This is a genomic window from Sinomicrobium halophytocola, from assembly GCF_052983395.1.
Genome location: NZ_JBRKIT010000040.1, coordinates 91,591 through 116,790 on the forward strand (window position 1 = coordinate 91,591; position 25,200 = coordinate 116,790).

Below are 25,200 nucleotides of genomic sequence, written 5' to 3' on the forward strand. Positions count from 1 at the left end.
TTTCATTTTACATTGATAATTATAGTTTAACATTTATTATAATGACGAATTGTATATAGGAATTCAAATACATTCTGAAGTAAGAAAGCAGATCACATTTCCTTATATTATATTAAAGAAATAGATTTGGTTAGTACATGAAATACAGCAGATTCCGGATAAAAAAGATAATACCAGTATTATGGAAATAAGTAGAAGTAACAATATCAATATTTCTAATGTATTGCATACGAGGCTTATTGCTCTGATTATCCTTTGTTTTTTCATCATTCAGGTTTTGATTCAAAATTTGTGCCCCTAAACTCAAATGATCGGTAAAGGACTTTGTCTCTTTAAAAAAATCTAAGGGCAACCCCTAATTGTATTTGCTGGCTCTTTGTATCTTTACCTATTTGGCTGATATCGGAGAAGCCCCAGGTATAGCGCCCATAAATGATTATAGGAAAAAGGTTTACTTCGGCTCCTAACACTGCCGCAAAATCAGAATCTTTAAATAACCTTTCTCCGTTTTCAAGAACACTTTGATCCTTACTTGCCAGAAAACTGAATTGAGGCCCGGCATTTATGGTTAAAAGTCCGCCTGAATTGAGCCTTAATAAAACGGGGACACTAATGTAGTTGAGCGTTTTATCTTTGTCGAATGCGCGATCAATGATATCCTCAAAACGATCACTGATTTCTGTGTTCGTCTGGTTAAAAAGAACTTCGGCCTGCACCCCGATAAAATCTGTGATATCATAATAAACAAAACCTCCGAGTTGATAGCCTAATTTATAGTTATCATTAAAAGATTGACCGTCTAATCTGGTAAGATTAGCCCCGGCTTTTGCACCAAAATGAAATTGTGCCTGGGTGGTATAGCCCGTTAAAAAAAGGACTAGAATAAAAACACGCTTTTTCATATCATAAAATTAAATTCGTGGCGAAATTATTAAAACAAACAGGCAGCAATATGTTATATATACAAACCAGCTATTTTAATATACAAAAGGGGCCTTGATAAAATTTCATCTATAGGTATAGCAAATAATCCTGGGAGGTATATGTTAAAAAACAGGACAGCTTTACTGTATGCAGCGTATTGTAAATCTTAATCAGGGCGTAAGTAGATACGTTTATGATAAGTAATGTCATGTAGAACAACCACAGGGACCATATTAGGTGATTTTGTATAGTTTTAAATGGCTTTCGTATAGAAGTATAACTTTGTTATTGCCAAATATGTTTTTTTAGAACAAAAATGTTTATGAGAAATGTTGCTTTAAATGAAGATGCTGAAAAACTTCACTTTGTAGAGATTCTTATTCAGCGTAAATATAGAGTTTACAGGCATGCGATCGGGATTGTACTTTTATTTGTAATGTTCATTAGTTTACAGCCTATTGAAAAATATAATATATATGATCTTTTTGTTACGCACTTAATCACATTAAGCATCTTTTATATTAACCTATATGTTCTTCTGCCAACCTTATTGTATAAACGAAAATATTTCACATACTTGATGTTGATCCTGTTGCTCCTGCTCCTGAGCTTAATTTTTTTAAAAACTATTCATAAATTATTTGAAGTCCCAAACGATTTGGGTGTGAATAAAGTTGAACCTTCCTTTTTAGTTCAATTTTTAGCTTATACAGCAATACTAACCCCTTTTATATTCGTATCGACAGGAGTTAAACTTTTTCAAAAGTGGATAAAATATGATCGCCGGGTTAAAGAGTTAGAAAAAAATACAGTGGAAATGGAATTGCAGGCATTGCGAAACCAGATCAATCCCCATTTTGTATTCAATACGCTTAACAACCTGAATTACATGATTGTAAAAGATCAGAAAAAAGCGTCTTTCATACTTTCCAGGTTGTCCGATTTCTTAAGCCATCATTTGTATGAAAGCAATCGAAAATATATTGCTTTAGCATCAGAGATCAGGTTTATCAATGATCATCTTGACCTGGAGCAAATCAGGAGGGATGATTTTACCTTTGAAGTCATCCCGCCCCAGGAAACAGACATTGAAATACCGACCAATATTTTCTCCGTATTCGTCGAAAATGCGATTAAACACAGCCTTGATTCCGATTCGGCGTCCTCTGTAAGTGTATCGTTTAAAAGGTCGGGGGACTTATTAACCTTTGACTGTATGAACACAAAGCCATCAAACCCATTAAAAAAGAATACTAACGGGGTAGGTTTAAAGAATGTAAAACGGAGGTTGGAGTTAATTTATGCGGATCACTACAACTTAACTATAATGAACTCCGACAGCATATATAAAGTAACACTAACACTTCCATTATGAATTGTATCGTTATAGATGATGAACCCATTGCAAGAGAGGTCATAAAGGACCTGATCAAAACCAGGCCGGAATTAAAATTTATCAAAGATTTTAGCAATGCTGTCAGGGCAAAAGAATTTTTAGAACTCCATGATATTGATCTCATATTTCTGGATATTGAAATGGCCGGTCTTAACGGACTGAAATTTGCAGAAAGTGTTCCGGAGAATACACTTGTAATTTTCACGACGGCATATAGAGATTATGCTGTGGAAAGTTATGCATTAGATGCTGTGGATTATTTGTTAAAACCGGTATTTTCCGAACGTTTTGATAAAGCGGTGAATAAAGCCCTTTCGCTGCATCAATTACTTTTAAAAAAAGATACGGACACACAAGGGAAAAAGAGAAATTTTTTATTTGTTAAAGCGGATCGGAAGTACTATAAAATAGCATTTGAGAAGATACTTTTTATTCAGGGTATGAAAGATTATTCGATCATATATAGCGGTACGGATAAAATTATAACGTTGCTAAATTTAAAAACTCTCCACAAACAATTGCCTCATGAAAAATTTATAAGGGTCAGTAAATCAAATATAATAAATGAAACAGCTATTGATGCCTTTGATAATAAAACCATTTATATTCAAAATCATGAAATCCCTATAGGAAAGGTTTATCAAGATGATTTTTATAAGCAATATATAGATAAAGAAATATAAGTTTTCAGAGGTCGGTACTTAGTTGCACCTGATTCCTTTCGGATAAATTTTATGATTGTTGACCAATTTAGTTATTGAGTTATGGATAGTTCCCTGACCCCCGGCCAATGGAAACTACTATACCTGAAAAACGGATTTTTTTATTATCAATCTTGATTGAAGTACCCGACTTAAGTGTTTGGCGGTTTACATACAAAAAGTGAGAACAATGCTATAATGACATTGAATAGATTATATTTTCAATATCATATGATTATGCGGAATACCAACTTCTTCAAAAGGCTCACCAAAACCTTAAAAACGAGGCTTTTATAAAAATTAACCACGTATGTTCTGGAATGGCATGTAACTTCTTTAATTTTCCGGGTTTTAGCAAATGCTATGATCTGATGAATTAAAAGTTTTCTTACTCCCTGCCCTTGAGCCGCAGTATCGGCTGCCATTTGGATCAATCGGGCTTTATTTGATTTTTCCTCCGGAGGAACCAAAACAGCACAACAAATTACCTTGTTATTTTCAACAGCAACAAAATGCCAGGATTTGTCGTCATACATTTCCCGGGAATTATCGGGAATTACCAGTGAACGTAGTAGAATTTTATTTCTTAATTCCCGTATTGCGGCATAAAGCGGATCATCTATCGTGATGTTCTTTTTACTCTGTACACCTCGGTACCTTTTTTATATGTTGCCGTAATAAAGTAAGTGCTTTGGATATATGAATTTCCACTGTTTTTATGGAGATTCCCATTTCTTCGGCTATTTCTTTATATTTTAACTGATTATACCTGCTGAGTATAAAGGCTTCCCTGCACTTGGGAGGTAATTGTTCTATAGCCCGGTGTACGGCTTGTATTTTCACGGAAATATTATTCGCCCCCTCCGCATGCAATTCATGCAGGGTTTCCCATTTCAAGGTATCTAACAAATTGTTTTCCTTTTTCTCCCTCCTCATATGCTGAAGAAATTCGCGATGACATGCTTTAAAAAGATAGTTCTTCACTGAAGTGTGAACGTCAATATCGTTCCGGGATTCCCACAATCGTATAAAAACTTCCTGCACTATGTCTTCCGCAAGGTCTGCATCCCCCGATAGTTTTGTGATGTAATTGCACAACCAGCTATAATGCATCTTAAACACCTTTTCAAAAGTAGCCTTATTTTTTAGTGAGGAAATAGTGATAGGGGGTTTCTGCATTTTTTACAATTGAAAAAAATATAAAATATTTAATATTTATATAGGGGTTTATAGCTAAAAAAGCATCTTATAGGAAAATAGTCCATCGAAAATAACAAAATGCTGCCATTAATTCAAAAATATCTCGACGGAAAATCTTCGGTCGAAGAAGAAAGGGAACTACTCGACTGGATACAGGCCAGTGAAGTTAACAGAAAGGCCTTTAAAGATCACGTAAAGTTGTGGAATTATACCCACAAAGAAGAATACGCGTTTGACGCGGACCGGGCTTTCGAGACCATAACGGAAAAGACAGGCACCATACCCCCTAAAAAACAAAGGTTTTTTAACAGTATATACAAATACGCGGCCGTACTGGTCATCGGCCTGCTCTCGTTTTATTTTTATACCTATATAACGGATACGCCGGGTAGTCGTGAAGGTCCGAAGGAAGGGAAGAAAAGCAATGATATCGTACTCATTGCAAACAACGGGACTCAGGAGATCATTCCGGAACAGGAAGAAGAACTGTCTTACCTCTCCCCTGCCGAAAGGAATGTGGAGGAAGATACGGCATACCATACCATACTTGTTCCCCGGGGAAGGGTTTTCAGCCTCGTACTTTCCGACAGCACAAAGATCAGGTTGAATGCGGAGACCCGGATCAGGTATCCCGGGAAGTTTTTACCGACAGAAGAAACAAGAACGGTATACATAGAAGGAGAAGCTTTTTTTGAAGTTGCCCACAACAAAGAACAACCGTTTATCGTAAAATCGGGTGGCCTGGAAATAGAAGTATTGGGAACAAAGTTTAATGTCTCTTCCTATGCATCCAATGCGGCCATAAACACCACTCTTGTGGATGGATCGGTAAAGGTAAGCAGCCCCGGCGAGCAAGCCCCTCCGGTTGTACTCCGCCCCAGCCAGCAGGCTACATATGACAAAAAAACGACCCTTATGGAAGTCTTTGACGTAGATACCGGTATGTATACGGCCTGGACAGATAAACGGATAGTATTTGACAATGAACCTTTCCGGGATATCATTTTAAAGATAGAGCGTATTTACGATGTAGACATTGTCAATAAGCTTCCGGATACCGGGCAGGAACATTTTACGGGGGAATTCGGCCGGGAAGACAGCATAAAAGACATCCTGAAAATTATAGGCAGCAGTATTGATTTTAAATATAAGACCGAAAATGAAAAAATAATCCTTTATTGACTAAACCACTCTGCACGGAAAGGCGCGGAGGTTTTGATAAACGGTCCTGCCCTTCCGGCAGGTGGGGAAATTGTTCTTTAGTTATTGGTTGTTGAGTTAATAAGTTATTTGGTTATTGAGTTTATGTGGGTTACTTAACTAACTGAATAATCTAATAACCGGACTATAATTTTTCCGCCCTGCCAAAGTGTAGGGTTTTAGAACCTCAACCGGGACCGATAAAAAAGGGAAATGTTGGCGCATTTCCCCTTATAATGCCCTAAGATTACTAAACCGCGAAGTATTAATAAACTAAAGCAATCAAAATTATGAAAAAAAGTTTTCTACCGGCCTTCTTTTTTCGAAGGATTCATCCTCTGGCCAGCAAAAATTTAAAAATGAAAATTTCCACGATCCTCTTTTTGTCCTGCATCTTTCAATTGACTGCCAATTCCGGTTATCCCCAGGGCAAGCTTGAATTCAGTTTTGAAAATGTCTCCATAAAAAAGGTACTGAAAGAAATCAACAAGCAAGCCGGTTACAAGTTCTTTTATCGCAATGCGGATATAGACACCCGTAAAAAAGTATCCATCACTGCTCAACAAGAGAAGGTCGATGCCGTATTGGACAACCTTCTTAAAGATACGGCCACGGACTATACTATTATAGGAACTCATATTGTGCTGGCCCAAAGAAAAGACCATCCCTCCCGCCCTATACAAAAACGCGAAGTCTCCGGAAAGGTTACCGATAAGCAGGGAAGCCCTTTGCCTGGGGCCAATGTTTTGGTCAAAGGAACAACTATTGGCGGGCAAACCGATTTTGACGGCAATTTTTCCGTTACCGTTCCGCCGGGAGCACAGATTCTTGTGGTTTCCTACATCGGTTTTAAAACACAGGAAGTGGACATCAGCAATAAGGATACCCTACAGATCTCCCTCGAAGAAGCCGCTGCCCAGCTCGATGATGTCATCGTGGTAGCCAGCAGGGGAAAGCCCAGAACAGCTTTTGACTCCCCCGTACCGGTAGACAACTTAAAGGCGGAAGGATTACAGCAAACGGGAAGAGCATCCCTGGATCAGCAGCTTATGTTCAAAGTACCTTCTTATAATGCCACGCAGCAACCCATATCAGATGCCGCCGCCCATTTCAGTCCGGCCGATCTCCGTGGGCTTTTCCCCAGCCGGACACTGGTCCTGGTAAACGGAAAACGAAAGAATGCCAGCGCCCTGGTATACAGTTACGTAACCCCGGGACGTGGCGAAGTAGGTGTAGATATGAAAGCCATTCCCTCGGCAGCTCTGGAACGTGTGGAAGTACTCAGGGACGGTGCCGCGGCACAATATGGCTCCGATGCCGTAGCGGGGGTCATTAACCTGGTTCTTAAGAAAAAGGCCGACCCCTATATCAATACCAGCTACAGCACTACCACAAAAGGAGACGGTGAGCAGTACCAGATAGAAGCCGGATTCGGAGTAAATATACTGGACAAGGGATATGCCAACCTCACCTTAAATTACTTCGACCAGAAAAGATCGCAACGCCCGGGCACTATTACCGGTGTGGAAGACGAAGCCGATTACTGGGGTATCACGGACGAAACGGATTTTACTACCGACGACCTGGCTGCCTTTCTGGAAAGGAATCCCGGTGCCGGGTTTAAAGTGGGCCTCCCCGATATGACCATTACCAATTTTTCCTATAACATGGGGTATACACTGGACGAGGAATCGCAAACGGAAATATATTCCTTCGGAACCCTGGCCAACAGGAAAGGTTCTGCCCCCCAGTTTGCCAGGACCTCATATTGGGTGAGCGGTTTCGACCAGATCTATCCCGGCACCGAATATTTTCTTCCCGAAATGGCTCCCCAGATCAATGACTATACCTTCTCCCTCGGGCTGAAAACCAAATATAACGGCTGGGATTTTGACCTGAGCTCTACCCTGGGAAGGAACCGGATCGATTATTACATCACCAATTCCTTTAACCAGTCCTATGGAGCCGGCAGCCCGTCCGATTTTTACAACGGGGCCCATCAATTCGGCCATATTGTGAACAACCTGGATGTTGTGCGTACTTTTGAAGACACCGGTATCGAGGCATTGACCGTGGCTTTCGGCGCCGAGCACCGGACAGAGCGTTTTGTGACCGAAGCCGGGGAAGAAGCCTCATATGCCGACGGTACTCCCGACGATCCCACAGACCGGACCGGATCGGAATCATTCGGTGGCTTTACTCCTGAAAATGCTTCTAATGATTACAGGAACAATCTCGGGATCTATGCTGATATCAGTGCCGATATTACCGAAGCCTTCCTCATCGGAGGAGCGGTTCGTTATGAAGACTACAGCGATTTCGGGTCTAACGTAAGCTGGAAGTTCAATTCCCGCTTAAAAACCCTGAACGATAAATTGTCCATAAGAGCCTCGCTGAGCAGCGGTTTCCGCGCCCCTTCCCTGCACCAGATCTACTATACGGCGATAACCACCACCCTGACCGAAAACGGAATACAGCAAAATGGCATTTTAAACAATGCCGACCCCGCGTTAAGGGCCCTGGGGATACCAAGGTTAAACCCGGAAACTTCCTTTAATATCGGTGCCGGGATCACTTACCGTATCAACAGGAAGATCGGCATAACCGTAGATGCTTACCAGATAGATGTAGACGACAGGATTGTCCTGTCCGGGCAGGTAACACCCACCGGAGACCCTGAAAACCCCATAGACCAGACCTTACAAAGGGTTAACGTCGGTTCCGCGGGCTTCTTTCTGAATGCCATCGATACACGTACACAAGGTATAGATGCCGTTTTTAGCTATGACAATATAGAAATAGGCAGCGGGTTTCTTAGCGGAAGTATTGCGGCCAACTTCAATAAAACGGAAGTAAAAAGTACCAATTTCCCTGCTTTCATAGCGGAAAATGACCTGGGAGATGCTATTTTTTCCAGGGAAGACGTGTCAAGGGTAGAGACCTGGAGACCCCGACAAAAAATTGTCGCTACCGGTACATACCAAATAAACAAATTCTCTGCTACCCTGTCCTTTCTGAACTACGGAGAAGTAACTTACAGGCATCCGAGCAACCCTGAAGACGATGCCACTTATGGCGGTAAATGGCTGACGGACCTGAGCTTTACGTATGCCTTTACAGACAAAATAAAATTTACGCTCGGAGCCAACAATCTTTTTGACGTATATCCCGACACCTTTGCTAAAGCCTATGCGAACAACGGCGGCTCTCCAACCGACAGGAATCTCGATTTTGTGGGCAGGTTTAAATATCCATGGCAAACCACGCAGTTCGGGATAGACGGAACCCGGATATTTTCCAGGTTATCCTTTAAATTTTAGGATATAGGTCCGGGTAAAAACGAGCGGAAGGAATAATCTTTTCCTTTACATATGGTGATTTGACTATTTTTTATTCAAATTTCTCCGTATTCTGCTTAACTGTGTGGGAGTAATGCCCAGATGAGAGGAAATATAACGCAATGGAATTCTATTGTCAATATCAGGGTATTGCTTTACAAATTCAAGATATCGGGTTGTCGCATTTTTCATGACCAACCCGATTTCGCGTTTTTCTTTGTCAAAGACCCAATTGTTTTCAAGGTAGGCAATATAGAAGTCTTTAAGGTCCTTATTTTCTTCAATAAGGGTTCTGTATTTTTTATAATTGAAACTGATAATAACCGAGGTTTCAATAGCCTCTAAAGTAAATTCCGATGGTGTGTTTTTAAGGCAAGAGACCGTCGAACTTACAAAATCCCCTTCAAGAAAAATGTTTTTGTTGTAGGTATTCCCATCGTTATCTATAAAATAAGCGATAATAGCTCCCTCACATAGTATATGAACGTTTTTCGCTGTAGTGCCAGCAGGTAATAAAATCTCATTTTTCTTTACTTGCTCAATTTTGGCAATAGCTTCCAAAAGCGAAAGTGAACTTTCACTTACCGGGTAATATCGCAGGAATACTTGTTTGAGTTGAGCTAAATATTTTTCTGGTTCGATCACTATATAAAAAATGAATTTAAATATAATTAATCCCCAACATTCATTTGACAAAAACCGCTCTTTTTGTTGAAACTTTTTTATAGGGTGAATCAATCATAGAGGAATCAAAGGCATATACCTTTCCTTTGATCTGAAAATCAGCATGGGCCCGTTTTTCACGAGCTATATTGATCAAATGGTAGGCAAACTCCTCAAAGATTTTGCTGTTACGTTTTTCATTAGCTTAAGCCAGGTTGCTTCTGGTCACGCTTTTGCCAAATCCAAGATGATACGATTTTGGATGATGAGCTTCAATGACCGTAATTAAATCGTGGAGGCTCTCCCGATTGGTTAACTGACCAAAAACCATACAAAGTAATTGGTTCCAGCACATGAAATGCCGGACGTATTTATTGCCGTTATGTTGGGTAACAATATGGTCAAAAACACGTCGAGGTAAAAACGTGGTGACTTGCGAAAAAACATATTTGCCGGTATTCATAGGAAAGTGCTATAAAATCCTTCCAACATACCAATTCAAATCGTCACGCCATAAAAAAACGCTGAAAGCTACGGATTACAAGGGTTTCAAAGAACGTATATTAATTTTTAGTGGACACTAGTGATAATTTATAATAGAAAACCTTCGTCTCTACAATGACCTTGAATATCCCGATCGAAACCGTTTCCAAACTTTTAGGACATACAAAAATCGCTTTCGTCTCACTGAAGTTTAACGTTCAAAAACGACAACCATACATACCAAACATATTTTTCCTTTCTTTTTTTGGGTAGACCTGAAAAAGGCTAACAACAATCAAACTCTTATATATGCCATGGTTACCAGTAATAGTAAACAACGATATGAATAAATTTTTGGGAATGATCAAAAAAACCGCCGAGTTGGCGAACTTGGATTTGTGCTAATTACGAAAAGAATTCTTGATCCGGGAACATATAAAAACCTGGATTTTAATCATAACAAAGTTCGAACAATATTTTCAAATCGTTCAGACTTGCTATTATGATAATACCAAATGGGTTCGAAGGTTCAAAGAGAAGTTGCATCGCTTCGTTAATGCTTGATATAGTGTTTTTACTCCGTTCTTTAAAAGGCTGAATTTCCCTTTTTGCAGCATTGTCCAGCAGAATAATGCTATACGGTACTTCACAGACGTTTTTGCTCATCTGTCTTTGTTGTCTTTTCCTTAACCAGGGTTCCGCCAAAATGGTATCGGAGCGTCAACCCCACCCTTCGGGAATCGGGCTTATCATTATAGCTATAATTGATGATATTGCTTTTTGAAACGCCCTGTTCCCTGTAGCTGTCGAACATATCGCTTAGTGTAAAAACTGTATCCAGCTTACCGTCAAGGAATGAGCGTTTAATGCCGAGATCGGTAAAAAAGACTTCTTTGGCGAGGTAAACTCCCCGTAATTCAGCAGAAGTATATTTAAGAGCCAGGTCCAGCGTATAATGCTTAAGTATCCTGATCTGCTGCTGCACCGAAAAAGTCGATGCCCATCTGGAGAACGTACGTTCCGCATCCGTTTGAGAAATGGGATAGCTTGTATGGTTAAGTCCGCCAAAGAACTGGACATCCCAGAACGTCAACAGTTGTAATGGTGCCATGATATTGATATCGACCCGGTCGAAGTGAGTGAAATTGGCACTTTGGCTCCTCACTGTTACCCCATTGTCATCGAAAGACAGGTGGCGTGAAATATAATCGTTGCGTTTACTGTACCCGGCTGTGAGGATGTATTTCTTTCGGAAAGTATAGGACGCCGAAAATTGCCACGCCATTTCAGGCACCAGTTCCGGGTTTCCCGAGTAATAAAAATATTCGTCGTTATACCAGCGCACGGGATTCAGACTGGAATAGGACGGGCGGTTGATCCTTCGGCTGACGGCCAGGTCGATCTTGTGGTCATCATCCGGAAAATATCCTACGGACAAGTTGGGAAACAGGCGGGTATATGCCCAGTTGTTGGCAAACGAACCATCCAGCAAAAACGCTTTTGCCCGGGTATGTTCCAGCCGTAACCCGGTTTCGACCTCCACATTCCCAAATGTTTTGGAAACCGAGACATAGGCTGCACTGATCTGTTCTTTGTATTTGAAATGATTAGTGAGTTCGGGGATCTCCACAAAACCGTCGCTTATTTTTTCTTCGGAGCGGAAATTATTGTCATTGCTGGCTTCGGCAAATTTCAATCCGGCTTTAAAACCCAGTTTCGGAAACGGTAGGTCGGCATCGGCCTGTACCGACTTTATTTTAACAAATCCCGGTTGATGGATACGCATCGTATTGGTATGTAACAGTTGCCGGTCAGCATTATAATGCTTTCCTTCCATCAACCCGTCTGAAAAATTGCGGTAAGAAATATACCGGGCATCCGCGGTTATTTTTTTTCCCGTGGTATCAATATCAAACTGGTAGTCAATATTTATGGCATCGTAATGATATGGCTCTTCCAGGTCATAAGTGGAGTAAACGTCAGAAAACAAACTGCCGTCTTCCCTTTGTTTGCGGATTGCCGAGGTTTTATTACTCGAAAAGTCATCGAAATAGCCATGATAATGGGCGCCAATCCTGTGTTTCGGGGCAAATTGCCAGTCGCCTCCGGCTTTCCAGGTATAGAAATTAATGTCAAACGGATTTTGATTTTCCCTGCTTAATATGAGCCGTTCCCCGTTCTCCACAATGGTATTTCCGCTTTTACTTTTGCGGAAACGGTGGGGTGTGTTATAATCGAAAGAAGCGTAGGTACTCCATTGCTCTCCATTGATACTCCCCGCAATATTCTGATTGTTCATCCAGGACCGGCCCCTGGACAAGCTGCTTTTTAAACTCAGGGCATATCCCCTGGCCCTGTTCTTTTTGGTTACAATATTGATGATACCCGAATTTCCGGCGGCATCATAAGCAGCAGAAGGATTGGTAATAAGCTCTACTTTATCAATATCCTCGGCACTCAGTCCTTTAAGGAATATCCCCAGCTGGTTACCGGAAAGATAGCTCATCTTCCCGTCGATCATCACGTTGACGCCGGTAGTCCCTCCCAGTATGATCTCGTCGTTCTGCCCGATACTCACTCCGGGGATTTTTTTCAACAGGTCAAAAGATGACACCCCGCTGGAAGTGGCGGAAGAAGCAACGTTAAAAGTTACTTTTCCTTTATCGGCCTCAACCAGTGGTTCTTTAAAAGTAACGACCACTTCGTCCAGTTCCTGTACACTTTCTTTCAACACAACATTTATATGTGATGACTCCTTTACCTGAATTTCAGCGGAGGACATACCGATATAGGAAAATACCAATATGGCTCCACTGGCTACATCTATGGAATAATGGCCGTCAAAGTCGGTTTGCGTACCGTTTTTGCTCTCTTTCACTATTACAGTCGCCCCCGGTAACGGTTGGCCCTGCGAATCGGATACCACACCGGTTACCGTTCTTTTCTGGGCCATTGCCATATAGGAAAACAGCAGTATATTTAAAAACAGGAAAGTGCTAAATTTCATAGATCATTGACTTAGTGATCAGGATTAAAACAGATTAGTAATTCATGTATCAAAGAAGATGTATTCTCCTTCTGAAAATGAACCAACCAAGAGCGCTGAAAAGCCCGATAAAAATAAGTAGTGGCATATATAGCCGTGTTCGGCTCAATGTGGTTTCATCGGAAAAGACTTCTACCTCAAAGGCATCCCAGTTTTCGGATGCTACCGAAGCTTCTCCGAATATTTTCGGATAGAAGTGCAATCTCAGTTTTTCGTGAAATCTTTCGGTTTCGTCCAGAAAGTGTAACTGGTTGCCCAATCCCGATCTGGCAATGTCGTTAAAGCAAAGCTGTAAATGGAGTGTCGGGATAAATTGTGCAATCCGGGAAGCGGCTGTGTTCCTTTGCCCTAGCTTTTCCCGTAATGTCGCGGATTGCTCCGCAGTTTCGTCATCTCCCATTTGTTGCATGGCGTAATACCAGAGCCAACTGAAATCGCCTTCGGGTAACGTATATTTTTTGAACCGGGGGTAATGGGCATAAAATTTATCCATGGTCAGTTTCTTGTCCATATCCCATTTTTCGTGATAGCCCTTTCGTTGCTTCACCGTGGTTTCAAGGGCTTCCGGAAGCGGATATCTCTTTTGCAGATCGTTATTGAGGGCAGCGGGCAGCACCAGCACCAGTAAAATCCATATGGAAAGCAAAATAATGGCATTAGAATTAGAACTTTTTTGTAGTGAAGCCACAAAAAAACAAATAGCAAACCATACCAGGACATATAAAACGGAAGCCAGCAAGAATGCCAGGAAGTCCCTGTCCGGTTCTATGCCCAGTACCGGGACCCCAATAGCATATAATAGCAGTAAGGCTCCTATAGTTACCGACAATCTCACACCAAAAGATTTCAGGATAAACCATAATGGTCTCTTAGTCTGAACGGCAATAATCTTCCAGATACCGCTTTCTTTCTCTTCGGATACGATGTTATAGGTAAAGGAAATGATAAGCAGCGGAAACAGGAAGACAAGCACAAAACCAAAATCAATATTTCCGATAAGCAGGTTGTATGGATTGTTGAGACCGGCATCGTATTTCTGGGCCTCCAGGGTACGTATGGTTACGCTTTTTACCGAGGGATTAACGTCGCGCTGCCCGATGGACAACGCATTTAATGCGGGGAACCGGTTTACTATTGAAAATTTTATATAATACAACATCAGGCCCAGATCGTCCTTGTTGTACTCGGCGTGACGTTCTATGTGTTCTTTCTGATACCGGGCGGTTTCGTCAATACTCCTGTTTATTTTTTCGATATGCTGTTTTCCCACCAGGAGGCTTATGACACCCGCCAGGAGGATAAAGGACAGCCCGATCTTTACACTGTTGGAGCGGGTAAAATTTATAAATAGCAGTTTCATGTCTTTTAATTAGTTTATTAGTCCATTTGATAATGTGCCAATTCTTTATTACGTCCTTCTATTTCATTATCATATTGGCACATTGACACCTTATAATACTTTCAGGGTTTTGGAAAGTCTCCCAAGGATCAAAGCAAGGAGCAATACCCAGAACGGAAATGACAAAAACGAGATAAATTCGCTATGGAAAGCAGTCCCGATACGGAGTGGCCGGTATTTAAAATCCTCAATTTCGGCCCAATGCTCTTTGTCCAGGACATAATCAGGGTCTGCCGAACTTTTGGCCGTATTGCTTACGTGCTTTATTTGCAGGTCATTGAGGCTTTGCGCCAGGCGGTACCTGTACTGTTCTGCCTGGTCCTGGAAATCGATAAAAGCATTGTAATCTGTGCCGGACAGGGTCATGGACAGGTTTTTTATACCCATATAGGGATCGAGAAAGGTCAGATACCTTGAAAAGCTGTTTTGCCGGGCATAGACCTGTCTCAGCTTTTTGAGATGGTCACTGTGGATCTTCGCGGTGATCTTCTCTCCCTCTTTCATGACAAGTCCACTGTAATTAAAGGGTAATTCCGATACGGAATCCACGTTATAAGCGGTCAGGACGGAATCTTTGAGCGCCTGGTAATGCGGGTCATCCGGGTTGTGGCTGTCCCCGGTTTTCACCACGTCGTTCTCTATTTCTGCCTGGAACGCTGCTTTGGTGGGAGACGGGTACAGGTAAGCCCCCAGCGATTGACCGGCCCTAGGTAATAAAACGGTGAGCAACAACCAAACACCTATGGATGATGTCAGTGCCGTTTTTGATGTTCTGCTCAATGCCGAGATAATAACGGCTATAACACAAAAAACAGACAGGTAAATGAAATACAGTATAACAATGAGCAACAACCTGTATGTTTCGTCCGGACCGATATTCATTTTCTGAAGCAGCCCCCAAAGAAGTATGGTGATAATGATGATGGGAAAATAAAGGGTAGACATCACCAGGATCATTCCCAGGCTTTTCCCAAGTAACAATTGCTTCCGGTCCAAGCCCTGGCTCATGAGTATCTTTAACGTGCCGTTTTCCCGTTCGGCGGCAATACTTCGGAATCCCAAAAAGAAGATCAGCAAGGGCAACAGGATTTGTAATATCATAGCAATGCTTATTTCCCCAAACCGCAACATCCCTGTGGAGAACTCCGCTTCGGAAAAGTTTGTAGGGTTCTGGACATGGGCTTCCAGGAAAATGGAACTGCCCAGGAAACTTTCCATACCGAAGTCAAAAACACTTAACGGGGTTTGGGGACGAAAGGCAAAATGTCCGTAATGCGCCATTCTGTGCGGGTGTTTGTCCGGATTATCGAGCCAGTCCTGCCTGGCCTGTTCCTGGTATTTTTCCCTGATCTCCTGCCGGGCCTTAAAGTTTTCCCATCCGGAAAAAACAGCATAGGCCAGCAAAATCCCGATAATCAGGGTTAAAACGTAGACCGCTTTATTCTTGAACGTTATTTTCCAAAACAGTTTTGCGATGTGCACTTCTGCGTTCTTTATCATGGTTTAAGTTTTAGAAAGTGTCCTTAAAATCTATAATTCAGTACAAGTGAGCCGTTTCTGGGAGCTCCCGGAAACAGGCGCAGGTAGTTCTGCGCGCCCAGCCAATAAGTGGTATTGAAAAGGTTCCCTATATTTAAGGCCACCTCTATATTGCTGTTGCCCGGCGCATAATACAAGGCTGCATCAAAAACGGTAAATGCGGGTACCCTGAAATCACGCGTAAACCAGGGTATTTTACTGCTTTGGTGCTGTATGCCGAATCCTATGCCCAGGTCTTTAAGGGAAGGGACATTTCTTAAGTCGTACTTGGTCCACAGATTGGCGCTGTTTTTCGGGGTGTTCTCCTTTCTTTGACCAATCAGGTTTTCATTGGCATCGCTTACGATTGTGGCATCTATATAACTGTAGGAGGCAATGACCTGCCAATCCGGATTAATATAACCTGTGATGTCCATTTCAAAACCCCGGCTCCTGTCGGCTCCCCGTTGCACCAGCAGATCGGGTTGGGAAGGATCGTTAGCGCTCATCAGTATGTTTTTTTGATTTATTTCATACACAGAGACATTGAGGCTCATATGCTTGTGGAACAGGTCCATTTTTGCCCCTATTTCCTTCAGGTTACTGGTCAAAGGCTTGAATAGTGCAGCGGAAACATCCGACCATAAAAAATTTGCTGTGCTTGGCAATAGTGTTGTCGTGTTTGATTGGGGCTGGAAACCTTCCAGATACGTGCCGTATATGTTAATGTTGTCGTTCAGGGCATAAGTGAGCCCTACTCTCGGTAGGAGTCTTTGATTATCAAAAGATGATTCATTCGGAGTTTCGTAATGAGTGATATCCTTAAACCACTCCTGCCGGAGGCTGAGCAACAGGGTAAATTGCTTAAACTGCAATTGCTCTTGTATGTATATTGCGTTATTTGTTGTGAGTGCCGAGGGTATAGCTATACGCGAGTTCATCGTGTAATCTCCGATCTCCCTGATCTCGTGGCTGGGATTATTGAGATTGACATGGCCTACATTCGGCCTGGGTATAACGATGCCGTCAACTTCTATAGTTTGATAATTCCCTGCATTGGCCACATCAAAAGAAGATGCCACAGTACCGTCATTTAATAAAAATCCGCGTGCAGCATTCTGTCCGCCTCCTTTCGCCTTTTCCCAGTAATGAAGGTCATACCCCACAAGGAGCTTGTGATCTACACTTCCGGTTTTAAAATCAAAATTGAAATAGCTGCTCAGGTTATCTATATTCCAATATTGTTCACGCTCCACAAACTGCATGGCAGCCAGGGAGGTTACGGGATTATTATCTATATCCACCGCAAATGCTCCTGTGGTACGATGTTCCTGCAGATCTTCCGTCCAGGATTGTTTCATGTAGGACGTATTGAAACTGATATTGGAATTGAATTTATGGGCGATATTTCCCATGATAATAAGTTCTTTGGACCTGAAAAAGTCGTTCGGGGCGCTCAGATTCATACTGATAGGAGTACTTTTTAAATCGGTGACCCCGACTTCTGCTCCGAAAATCGGCTGTCCCCGATCCAGCATTCCGTTCATATCGTTATAGATAAGCTCGGCATTGATGGCCGTTTTATCATTGGGTATATAACTAAAGGAAGGAGAGATCAGTATGGTTTTATTGTTGACCAGGTCCCGGTAGGAGCGTGCCTCCCGGTAAGCGCCGTTAACGCGATAAAGTAAGGTTTTTGATTCATTCAGGGGGCCGGTGAAATCCAGGGTCCCCATAAATGTACTGAAACTGCCTGCACTTATACTTACCTCTTTCCGTTCTACGGACAGGGGTTTTTTGGTGACCATATTAATACTCCCTCCCGGATCAACACTTGCAAAAGTGGCGCTTGCAGGGCCTTTTATAACCTCCACACGCTCTATATTGGTGGTCAGGGGCTGTAAAAAATAAAACTGGCGTGTGCGCATACCGTTGATGATCTGTCCCTCTTCATTCTGACTGATACCCCGGATATTGTACTGGTTGTAATAACTGGACGGAGTAACGCCACTGACAACTTTAACCGCATCTGCCAGTTGAAAAGCCTGCCTGTCGGCAATCAATTCTTTGGTGACCGTACTTATAGCCTGTGGAATATCTTTATTTTCCATGGCTGTTTTGGTGGCGGAAAAGGAATATTTACTGTCGTAACTTTTTAAAGTCCTGCCCACAACTTCTACAGTCTGTAATGCTGTAACTTCAGGAGATAATTGAATGTTGAGAAAATTGCCGCCTGCTTTGATCCGGTAACTTTTATACCCGATGTACGAAATCAGAATGGTCCCTTCACCTTCCAATGAGAAGTTTCCGTCTTCGTCGGTAACAGTTCCGCGGTCGGTGTCTACAAGGGTGACGGAAGCTCCGAAAATTGGAATATTCGTCTCCATATCAGTGATTTTTCCGGTAATGGTTTGTGCCCAGGAGGAATTGAAAAAAATAAGGAATGCTATGGTGAATAAACGTGTCATGAACTGTTGTGGTTTATACGGTTTTTAAATACAATTGCTCCAGCTCGTTAGCCGAAATTTTACAGGCTTCCAATTCACTTACCAGATTTCCCTCTTTCATGATACCGATACGGTGGGCGACCTCCTTGGCCCTGAAAATATCATGGGTAGCCATTAAAATGGTCGTCCCGGTAGTTGAAAGTTCTTTCAGAATTTCCGAAAACTCATTGGCAGCCTTGGGGTCCAGTCCGGATATGGGTTCGTCCAGCAATAGCACTTTGGCATTTTTGGCCAGCGCAATGGCAATTCCCACTTTTTGACGCATTCCCTTGGAATAGCCCCGCAAAGGCTTTTGATGAGCGTTTTCCTGTAATCCCGCTTTTATCAGCAATTGTGATAGCTCGTCCCGATGGAGCTTATACCCGGCCAGGGAGGAGAAAAATTTCAGGTTTTCCATCCCGGTAAGACTGGGATACAGCGTTACCGTTTCGGGAATATAGGCCAGGTATTTTTTAGTTTCCGAAGCATCTCCCGTTACAGACAACCCGTTTATGCTCGCCTCACCCGAAGATGGTGCGATAAATCCCAAAAGAATATTGATGGTGGTAGTTTTTCCCGCTCCGTTAGCCCCCAGCAGACAGAATATCTCCCCTTCGTTTATATTCAGGGTCAGTTGATTTAATGCTGTAAAACCGTTGTATTTTTTCGTAAGGTCTTTTGTTGTTATCATATATTTAAGTTTCTGTTATTGTATCCATTAACGGGGGCACTTCCCCATGCGGATAGCCCGTATTTCATGACATTATTTCAATAACCAGTGCAGGCAGTTTGCCGGTTATTCCGTTATTTTTTTATTGAAATTGGCCTTGCCTGAGACTATAATACCCCTAAAGTTTCGCAACCCGATTTAATAAAATTATGGGTACAGGTACCATACAGCGCCCGTGCTGCAAATTTTCGATTTTGTACAAATAGAGAAATCACCTGAAAAAGAACTTTTCCAGGATACCTTGACAACGCAAAGGTTGTTATGGTTCAGGAGAGGTAAGGCGGCGGTTTATTAAAATAATAACCGCGTGTTTGGATTTTCGACACCGTAACCACATAAACTGCAGGTAGGTGTTCTGTTTTAGGAAAAACAGGAAGGGTAAATCCGATAATTTCGGGAGTAAATGTTACCGGGGTATTGTGCTCTTTGACTGTATATAGTTTACAAATTTCACAATTTCCATAATTGTCATCCTGGTTGGAAATATGCTCAAAAGCATGGAGATTCACCACTTTCAAAAGGAAGAAAGTAATGATAAGGAAAAAACTGATATTACGCTTGTTGCTACAGAGGTGCATATGGGACCAAAAGTAGAACATTCCGGATTTATCTACAAGAAATACTATTGGAATATGTGAATTATTATTTATTATCCTCTAAATTGGCCCAGAAGTTTTAAATCCTGTATAACTCGGTGCGGAAATTGTTCTTCCCAACGCTTTATAAATTATGAGGTGAACAGGTTTCCAATAGAAAAAATATCGGAAACCTACTCGCCCTTAGCTTTTAAATGTAATCCATAAAAATCTTTACGGCGTTAAACAAAAGCTGTTAATTTAACCCTTCTAACAGGGCATTCAATACCTGGGTATCATAAACCGTATTATCCGCACGGTTAATGATGCCGAAACCATTATTCCCTGTACTTCCTTCATCCCAGTAAAAGGGCAACAGGCCATTTGCTTTCGCCTGCCTTACCACATGTTCCGAATAATACGCCCGCGATGCCAGGTGCAAGTTAAGATCGTCCCCGGTCAATGTAGTGCGCCTGATAGTTCCGAACTCTCCCAGGACAACGGGGACACCCTGATCTACAAACCGGGCTTTCATCAGTTCGAAACTGGCATCCAACGTACTTTCTTCTCCCCATGTCGTATTGCGGGAAGTATCGGTTGTGGAGTGATATCCCTCTCCCCAGTAGTAGAACATAGCTCCCCAGCTTGCATCTTCGGTAAGACCGCAAAATTGCCATGGATCGTAATAATGCACTTCTACCATCATACGATCGGCAACCGTATCTGTAGGCAACGTGGTCATCAGGTCATTCGTCTTTTGAATATTTGTAGTCGGCCCCTGGACAATCAACGTTCGATAGGCATTTTTACCTCCTGTGGCCCGGACCGCATCAATAAATGTTTGATGATAGGATGTCAGTACGGCCATTTGAGTAGCATCTTCAACTGCCGGTTCGTTGGTGCCGGCAAATAACAAATGCTCGTCATAATCCCGGAAATGAGTTGCTATTTGTTCCCAAAAGGCTTTTTGTTTCGCATTGTTTTGCTCCTGCTTGTCCTCGGTAACATTATTTTCAAGCCATCCGCCATCCCAGTGGATATTCAGAATAGTGTACATATTGTTATCTATACAATACTGCACTACCTCTTTTACCCTGTTGAGCCAGTCTATGCTAATTTCTGCAGTATTACTGTTAGCGTATTGATCCCAGGAACACGGTATTCTTACCGCGTTAAAACCACTTTGTTTTACCCGGTCAATCAGCGCTTTGGTAACTATCGGGTTTCCCCAGGCTGTTTCACCACCAGTGGCTTCCAGGCTGTTTCCCAGGTTCCAGCCCAGGCTTATCTGAGCAGCCAGGCCTGTAGCAGTACTGCTCATCCCTGTTGCATCCGCAGGGATAGGATCGGTGTTGTAATCGGGATATATGCCGGATGATGATGCAACTCCCGTTTGAGTAACCGGAATTTTTACCGGCTTTATTTTATTGGCATTTATAGTGAGAACCGTAGAGCGCTCCTCCAAACCGGCCTGTTTTGAGGCTGTTATGGTTACGGTAGTAGTGCCGGCAGTGCCGGAGGTTTCACTGAAAGTTATCCAATCTGTTCCGGAACTGCTTATCACCCATTTATCTACATTTGTGGTAATGGTCAGGTCATAACTGCTTTCCGCACCTTCAAATTCTATATTCCCAGTACTTGCAGTAAGGGTTTTATCGCCCTCTCCTTTTAGTTCCGTGCTGTCTTCCTCCATGGTGTTGTCTTTACTACAAGACCAAAATCCCATAGAGATAAAACAAACCAAAAGGCCGATAACGACTTTACTCTTTATTTTTTTCATTTTTAAAGTATTTGGTTTAGTGCATGACAAAAATTGACTTTCGAAAACTCTTCAATCTTTGACCGATCCCGATAATATCGGGACTAAAGAACAATGTAATTCAGTTAATGATATTTGTTCATTTTTTTAGCCTTTTTTAGTGCTCCCTTCTTCATCCCAATGTCTCGGGAGAAAAGGGATGGACAGCTTGCTGGCCAGGAAGTTTTGACCAACCCGAACTTTGGCGTGTTTACTTTTATGTTTGGGAGTATCTCTATGGTTTGGGCTTTCAAAACCCTCCCCCCCTTCGCTGCGCTAGGGTACCTCCCTTCATCACAAGGGAGGAGCCTTTTTGAGTTTTAATAAGATATAGAACATACATCTTTTCTGACTATTATAGCACTAACTAAATGACATTGCTCCTTAGAGGAAGGGTCAAACTGATTTTCCAACAAATAGTACCAATTAGCACATGAATTTTCTAATTGGCACATTGCTCCATTCTAATTATAGGATACCCAATAACTATTGGTAATGAAATCCTTACCTCCGGGAGATGCACTTATCTCGTATCCGAGTTGTACGGTACTCAGAGTTATGGCTTCATTTTTAAACCATTTCTCGTTCGGGGTCTGGGCTGTCCGGTTCTTTATCCAGTTTAGGATCGCTTTTATATCTACTGTAGCTGCCGAGGTATTTCCTGTTCTTACAAAGGAGAATACCCGGTTGCCTATACCCTGATCCTCGTTACCGTTATGGCCGTTATATATATTCCAGGTATGGCCACCTATGTAAACATTGGTAGCGACGGGAATGGGGTTTCCGGTACCGGACCACTCGTAGGAGATAGGTTTTACCCCACCTTCTTTGTGCATCCACAGCATGATCTCATAGTCGTGATTATTGCACCATATATCATAGGCCGCTACATAATGTCCGCCGGATGGCACATTTATATTAAAACCGGAAGTACAGCTGTTCAGGGTATTGATATTGATATTCACATTCCTGCTGCTGTTGGGATAGGATTTTATGCCATCCGTATCAGGATGATCGGCCCATACGCCCCAGTTGCTATAACTATTGGCCCACATCACCTGTACACTGCCGTTTACCATACCCCAGATATTGTTGTAAAGGGTATAACCACCGTTATTCCATGAACCGTACCGTTCATCCGTAGACCAGGCTACTGCCTGAGCAGCTGCCGATGCTTCTTCCCCAGTGGTTTGAGCAGTGGAAAACTCGGGTTCGGAAAGATTCGCTACCTGATCTTCTTCCTGGTTACAGGAAACTGCCAGCAACAAGGCTAAAATTCCTGCTGTAATGTTGGTTTTTGTTTTCATAAGATATTGGGTTTTAGAGTTTGTTTAAACTGGATTGATTGTAGCGAAAAATGATGATTTTTGTTCCATATGAAGGCTTTTTTGAGCCGCATAGCCATAGCTATGGGACGAGAAAAAGACGAATATGGGGCAAAAAGGGCATTTTTTTAGCCAATTGAATTCAGTTTAAACAAGCTCTTAGTTAAAAAATTGATTTTTATTTTTTGAACAGAAGACCAGTGACGGATGGATCTCCGGTCTTCTGTAATCAGCCACATATCCCTTTATATTTATTCTTTGGAAGCGAATCGGTTACCATTCCCTCAGCAATACTCGCATTTTGCCGAATTATTTTTGGGAATCGAATATTACTTTTTCACGAACCGGATAGCGGTTCCGCCACTTTTTCCCAAATGTAGCTCCAGGTGATCTTTTGAGGTCACTTCCCTGGTACTGATCTCTACCCCTGACGGATTGGTTTCATACCCGGTTCCTTCGGGATCGGCATAGATCTGAGCTTCATAGGTCTCCCCTTCCTCAAGAAAATCGAGAGTTATTTTTAAGGAGCGTTCCTTTTCGTTAGTGATACTTCCCAAATACCAGTCATCGCTGTTCTTGTCTTTCCTAACCGTGGTAATATATTCACCGATCTCCGCATTCAGCACTTTGGTATCAAACCAGTCTACAGGCACATCCTTTAAAAATTGAAATGCCGGATTGCCATCATAATTTTCCGGGAGGTCGGCCAGCATTTGAATTGGGGAATACAATACCACATACAATGCCAGTTGTTTGGCGGCTGTTGTGTGAACGTCACGCCCTTCATGGCCTTGTTTGATCTCCACATCCAGTATTCCGGGAGTGAAATCCATAGGACCGGACAGCATCCTGGTAAACGGCAAAATGACTTCATGTGAAGGCGGATTGCCCTCGCTCCAGGCATTGTATTCCTGCCCTCTTCCTCCTTCGCGTGCCATCATGTTGGGATAGGTCCTGCGTTCGCCGGTGTCCTTAATGGGTTCATGGAAGTTCACGGCAAGCTGGTATTCAGCGGCTTTATCCAGTACAAACCTGTAGTAATCCACCCCGAATTGCCCGTGATGCCATTCCTTCATATTCAACTTTGAGCCTACCTGACCGATTTTTATATCGTGCATGCCGTATTTCCGGTATAACCCCATCCCGGCATCGATCTGTTCCAGGTAGTTGATGATATTGGACCCGGTTTCGTGATACCCGATAATATGTACTCCTTTCGATGTCGCATAATCGGTCACTTCTTTAAGGCTGAACCTATCGGCATCTTCGGTAAAACTGAACATGTGCATGGCATTCTCGTACCACTGCGGGGTCCATCCTTTGTTCCATCCTTCGATAAGGAGATGATCTATCCCTAGTTTTTCACAGTAATCGATATACATTTCGGCATTTTCGGTAGTGGCCCCCTGAATGGGGCTTTCCCAGAACGAATATTTCCCGATGTGCATCCCCCACCAGATACCTAGATATTTGTGCGGTTCTATCCAACTAATATCTTCCAGTTGGTTAGGGTCGTTCAGGTTCAGTATCATGTAAGACGTAATAAGGTCGCCCGGGGTTTCTGCGATCTGAAGGGTACGCCACGGGGTGGTGAACGATCCGCCGGTCTTTACCCGGTCGCCATCGGCCCAGGGTACAAGATCACATTTGAGATCGGTGTCATTTTCACGTACCAGTGTCATACTCGCGTAATCGATGAGTTTTGCTTCGTGGAAGCTTAAAAACAATCCGTCCTTGCTTTTAATGGTGAGCGGGGTATGAACCGTATCTAAAGTGCTCGCAGCCGATTTGGTAAATAAGTATTCATAACGATTATCTTGGTAAGCCGGGATCCACCAAGCATCCCCGTCACTGTTGAGGTTAAAACGGGTGAGTTCGTCCATGACCACCAGGCTGTCCCCGCTGCCGTTGCCGGGATATTGATATCGGAAAGCAATGCCGTCGTCAAACGCCCTGAACTGTATTTTAAGTTGTCGTTTTTGTTCCGATTCTTCCTGAAGGACGACTTCCAATTGTTGGTAACGGTCCTGTACAAACTGTTTTTCTCCCCAGACCTGCTCCCAGGTTTCGTCATGGTCGGTAATGTTCGTATCCAGTATGGTAAGGTTGCTATACAGGGAGTCCCCGTTTTTAAAGACAAAGCCCATATCGGATGTGTTGATAACCCCGGTTTTTCCGTGTTTTACCGAGTATGATGGTTTTCCCTCTTTTAACTCAAAAGTGATAATGTTTTTTCCGTTCGGGGAATTAACGGCAACCTTTGTGTCTTTGTTTTCAGGTGCCCCACAACCAAATACAAGAGCTGTGAGTACTATCGATGTCAGCTTTCTGATCATTTTTTATTTTTTGATTTCTTATTTTTTACTCACTAAGTGAGATTTAAATGCTCCGACCTTTACGTCGAAAAGTAATATATGG

At 42.5% G+C, this 25,200-nt stretch carries 19 protein-coding genes; 5 read left to right on the forward strand and 14 right to left on the reverse strand.

The window, feature by feature from the left end; translation table 11 throughout:
- Positions 1-332: 332 nt before the first annotated feature.
- Positions 333-902, reverse strand: coding sequence for a porin family protein (locus tag ACVBDY_RS17260; RefSeq protein ID WP_447176702.1), 570 nt, complete (start codon positions 900-902; stop codon positions 333-335).
- A gap of 344 nt (positions 903-1,246) precedes the next feature.
- Between ACVBDY_RS17260 and ACVBDY_RS17265 the strand changes: the two genes are divergently transcribed.
- Positions 1,247-2,299: a sensor histidine kinase gene (locus ACVBDY_RS17265; RefSeq protein WP_447176703.1), complete on the forward strand. Its 1,053-nt coding sequence runs from the start codon at positions 1,247-1,249 to the stop codon at positions 2,297-2,299.
- Complete coding sequence (locus ACVBDY_RS17270) at positions 2,296-3,003, forward strand: LytR/AlgR family response regulator transcription factor (RefSeq protein WP_447176704.1); 708 nt, start codon at positions 2,296-2,298, stop codon at positions 3,001-3,003. Before ACVBDY_RS17265 ends, ACVBDY_RS17270 begins: the two co-directional genes overlap by 4 nt.
- A 245-nt stretch (positions 3,004-3,248) precedes the next feature.
- Here the strand turns inward: ACVBDY_RS17270 and ACVBDY_RS17275 are convergent, their stop codons facing one another.
- Positions 3,249-3,557: a GNAT family N-acetyltransferase gene (locus ACVBDY_RS17275; RefSeq protein WP_447176705.1), complete on the reverse strand. Its 309-nt coding sequence runs from the start codon at positions 3,555-3,557 to the stop codon at positions 3,249-3,251.
- Positions 3,558-3,657: 100 nt separating this feature from the next.
- Positions 3,658-4,200, reverse strand: a complete 543-nt coding sequence (locus ACVBDY_RS17280) for an RNA polymerase sigma factor (RefSeq protein WP_447176706.1) — start codon at positions 4,198-4,200, stop codon at positions 3,658-3,660.
- Positions 4,201-4,299: 99 nt separating this feature from the next.
- On the opposite strand from ACVBDY_RS17280, the gene ACVBDY_RS17285 reads away from it, so the two are divergent.
- Together ACVBDY_RS17285 and ACVBDY_RS17290 are read left to right on the forward strand one after the other, a co-directional pair.
- A complete protein-coding gene (locus ACVBDY_RS17285) occupies positions 4,300-5,403 on the forward strand; it encodes a FecR family protein (RefSeq protein ID WP_447176707.1) in 1,104 nt (367 codons plus the stop codon).
- A 377-nt stretch (positions 5,404-5,780) separates the two neighbouring features.
- Positions 5,781-8,741: a TonB-dependent receptor domain-containing protein gene (locus tag ACVBDY_RS17290; RefSeq protein ID WP_447176708.1), complete on the forward strand. Its 2,961-nt coding sequence runs from the start codon at positions 5,781-5,783 to the stop codon at positions 8,739-8,741.
- A 63-nt stretch (positions 8,742-8,804) separates the two neighbouring features.
- Here the strand turns inward: ACVBDY_RS17290 and ACVBDY_RS17295 are convergent, their stop codons facing one another.
- The 8 genes from ACVBDY_RS17295 to ACVBDY_RS17330 all read right to left on the reverse strand — a co-directional run bounded on the left by ACVBDY_RS17295 (position 8,805) and on the right by ACVBDY_RS17330 (position 19,045).
- The gene (locus ACVBDY_RS17295; RefSeq protein WP_447176709.1) at positions 8,805-9,404 is read right to left on the reverse strand and encodes a Crp/Fnr family transcriptional regulator; all 600 of its coding nucleotides are present in this window, start codon (positions 9,402-9,404) and stop codon (positions 8,805-8,807) included.
- Between the two features lie 223 nt (positions 9,405-9,627).
- The gene (locus ACVBDY_RS17300; RefSeq protein WP_447176710.1) at positions 9,628-9,885 is read right to left on the reverse strand and encodes a DUF4372 domain-containing protein; all 258 of its coding nucleotides are present in this window, start codon (positions 9,883-9,885) and stop codon (positions 9,628-9,630) included.
- Positions 9,886-10,355: 470 nt separating this feature from the next.
- Complete coding sequence (locus tag ACVBDY_RS17305) at positions 10,356-10,571, reverse strand: hypothetical protein (RefSeq protein WP_447176711.1); 216 nt, start codon at positions 10,569-10,571, stop codon at positions 10,356-10,358.
- Positions 10,552-12,912, reverse strand: a complete 2,361-nt coding sequence (locus ACVBDY_RS17310; RefSeq protein ID WP_447176712.1) for an outer membrane beta-barrel protein — start codon at positions 12,910-12,912, stop codon at positions 10,552-10,554. Before ACVBDY_RS17310 ends, ACVBDY_RS17305 begins: the two co-directional genes overlap by 20 nt.
- Before the next feature lie 49 nt (positions 12,913-12,961).
- Positions 12,962-14,311: an ABC transporter permease gene (locus ACVBDY_RS17315; RefSeq protein WP_447176713.1), complete on the reverse strand. Its 1,350-nt coding sequence runs from the start codon at positions 14,309-14,311 to the stop codon at positions 12,962-12,964.
- A 90-nt stretch (positions 14,312-14,401) separates the two neighbouring features.
- Positions 14,402-15,850: an ABC transporter permease gene (locus tag ACVBDY_RS17320; protein WP_447176714.1), complete on the reverse strand. Its 1,449-nt coding sequence runs from the start codon at positions 15,848-15,850 to the stop codon at positions 14,402-14,404.
- Between the two features lie 23 nt (positions 15,851-15,873).
- The gene (locus ACVBDY_RS17325) at positions 15,874-18,336 is read right to left on the reverse strand and encodes a TonB-dependent siderophore receptor (protein WP_447176715.1); all 2,463 of its coding nucleotides are present in this window, start codon (positions 18,334-18,336) and stop codon (positions 15,874-15,876) included.
- A 13-nt stretch (positions 18,337-18,349) separates the two neighbouring features.
- A complete protein-coding gene (locus ACVBDY_RS17330; protein ID WP_447176716.1) occupies positions 18,350-19,045 on the reverse strand; it encodes an ABC transporter ATP-binding protein in 696 nt (231 codons plus the stop codon).
- A gap of 536 nt (positions 19,046-19,581) precedes the next feature.
- Between ACVBDY_RS17330 and ACVBDY_RS17335 the strand changes: the two genes are divergently transcribed.
- A complete protein-coding gene (locus ACVBDY_RS17335) occupies positions 19,582-19,722 on the forward strand; it encodes a hypothetical protein (protein ID WP_447176717.1) in 141 nt (46 codons plus the stop codon).
- A gap of 193 nt (positions 19,723-19,915) precedes the next feature.
- Here ACVBDY_RS17335 and ACVBDY_RS17340 read toward each other — a convergent pair whose 3' ends face one another.
- The 3 genes from ACVBDY_RS17340 to ACVBDY_RS17350 all read right to left on the reverse strand — a co-directional run bounded on the left by ACVBDY_RS17340 (position 19,916) and on the right by ACVBDY_RS17350 (position 25,118).
- Positions 19,916-21,439 (reverse strand): cellulase family glycosylhydrolase, encoded by a 1,524-nt coding sequence (locus ACVBDY_RS17340; protein ID WP_447176718.1) that lies wholly within the window; start codon positions 21,437-21,439, stop codon positions 19,916-19,918.
- A gap of 482 nt (positions 21,440-21,921) precedes the next feature.
- Positions 21,922-22,764 (reverse strand): GH12 family glycosyl hydrolase domain-containing protein, encoded by an 843-nt coding sequence (locus tag ACVBDY_RS17345; RefSeq protein ID WP_447176719.1) that lies wholly within the window; start codon positions 22,762-22,764, stop codon positions 21,922-21,924.
- Between the two features lie 347 nt (positions 22,765-23,111).
- Positions 23,112-25,118 carry a glycoside hydrolase family 97 protein gene (locus tag ACVBDY_RS17350; RefSeq protein ID WP_447176720.1) on the reverse strand — a complete coding sequence of 669 codons (2,007 nt, stop codon included), beginning with the start codon at positions 25,116-25,118 and terminating at the stop codon, positions 23,112-23,114.
- Positions 25,119-25,200: the final 82 nt, after the last annotated feature.

Bases quoted from the DNA above. Each gene is read 5' to 3' on its own strand.
- ACVBDY_RS17260 (WP_447176702.1), bottom strand. From the start codon at position 902: ATGAAAAAGCGTGTTTTTATTCTAGTCCTTTTTTTAACGGGCTATACC.
- ACVBDY_RS17265 (WP_447176703.1), top strand. From the start codon at position 1,247: ATGAGAAATGTTGCTTTAAATGAAGATGCTGAAAAACTTCACTTTGTA.
- ACVBDY_RS17270 (WP_447176704.1), top strand. From the start codon at position 2,296: ATGAATTGTATCGTTATAGATGATGAACCCATTGCAAGAGAGGTCATA.
- ACVBDY_RS17275 (WP_447176705.1), bottom strand. From the start codon at position 3,557: ATGTATGACGACAAATCCTGGCATTTTGTTGCTGTTGAAAATAACAAG.
- ACVBDY_RS17280 (WP_447176706.1), bottom strand. From the start codon at position 4,200: ATGCAGAAACCCCCTATCACTATTTCCTCACTAAAAAATAAGGCTACT.
- ACVBDY_RS17285 (WP_447176707.1), top strand. From the start codon at position 4,300: ATGCTGCCATTAATTCAAAAATATCTCGACGGAAAATCTTCGGTCGAA.
- ACVBDY_RS17290 (WP_447176708.1), top strand. From the start codon at position 5,781: ATGAAAATTTCCACGATCCTCTTTTTGTCCTGCATCTTTCAATTGACT.
- ACVBDY_RS17300 (WP_447176710.1), bottom strand. From the start codon at position 9,885: ATGAATACCGGCAAATATGTTTTTTCGCAAGTCACCACGTTTTTACCT.
- ACVBDY_RS17305 (WP_447176711.1), bottom strand. From the start codon at position 10,571: ATGAGCAAAAACGTCTGTGAAGTACCGTATAGCATTATTCTGCTGGAC.
- ACVBDY_RS17310 (WP_447176712.1), bottom strand. From the start codon at position 12,912: ATGAAATTTAGCACTTTCCTGTTTTTAAATATACTGCTGTTTTCCTAT.
- ACVBDY_RS17315 (WP_447176713.1), bottom strand. From the start codon at position 14,311: ATGAAACTGCTATTTATAAATTTTACCCGCTCCAACAGTGTAAAGATC.
- ACVBDY_RS17320 (WP_447176714.1), bottom strand. From the start codon at position 15,850: ATGATAAAGAACGCAGAAGTGCACATCGCAAAACTGTTTTGGAAAATA.
- ACVBDY_RS17325 (WP_447176715.1), bottom strand. From the start codon at position 18,336: ATGACACGTTTATTCACCATAGCATTCCTTATTTTTTTCAATTCCTCC.
- ACVBDY_RS17330 (WP_447176716.1), bottom strand. From the start codon at position 19,045: ATGATAACAACAAAAGACCTTACGAAAAAATACAACGGTTTTACAGCA.
- ACVBDY_RS17335 (WP_447176717.1), top strand. From the start codon at position 19,582: ATGGAGATTCACCACTTTCAAAAGGAAGAAAGTAATGATAAGGAAAAA.
- ACVBDY_RS17340 (WP_447176718.1), bottom strand. From the start codon at position 21,439: ATGAAAAAAATAAAGAGTAAAGTCGTTATCGGCCTTTTGGTTTGTTTT.
- ACVBDY_RS17345 (WP_447176719.1), bottom strand. From the start codon at position 22,764: ATGAAAACAAAAACCAACATTACAGCAGGAATTTTAGCCTTGTTGCTG.
- ACVBDY_RS17350 (WP_447176720.1), bottom strand. From the start codon at position 25,118: ATGATCAGAAAGCTGACATCGATAGTACTCACAGCTCTTGTATTTGGT.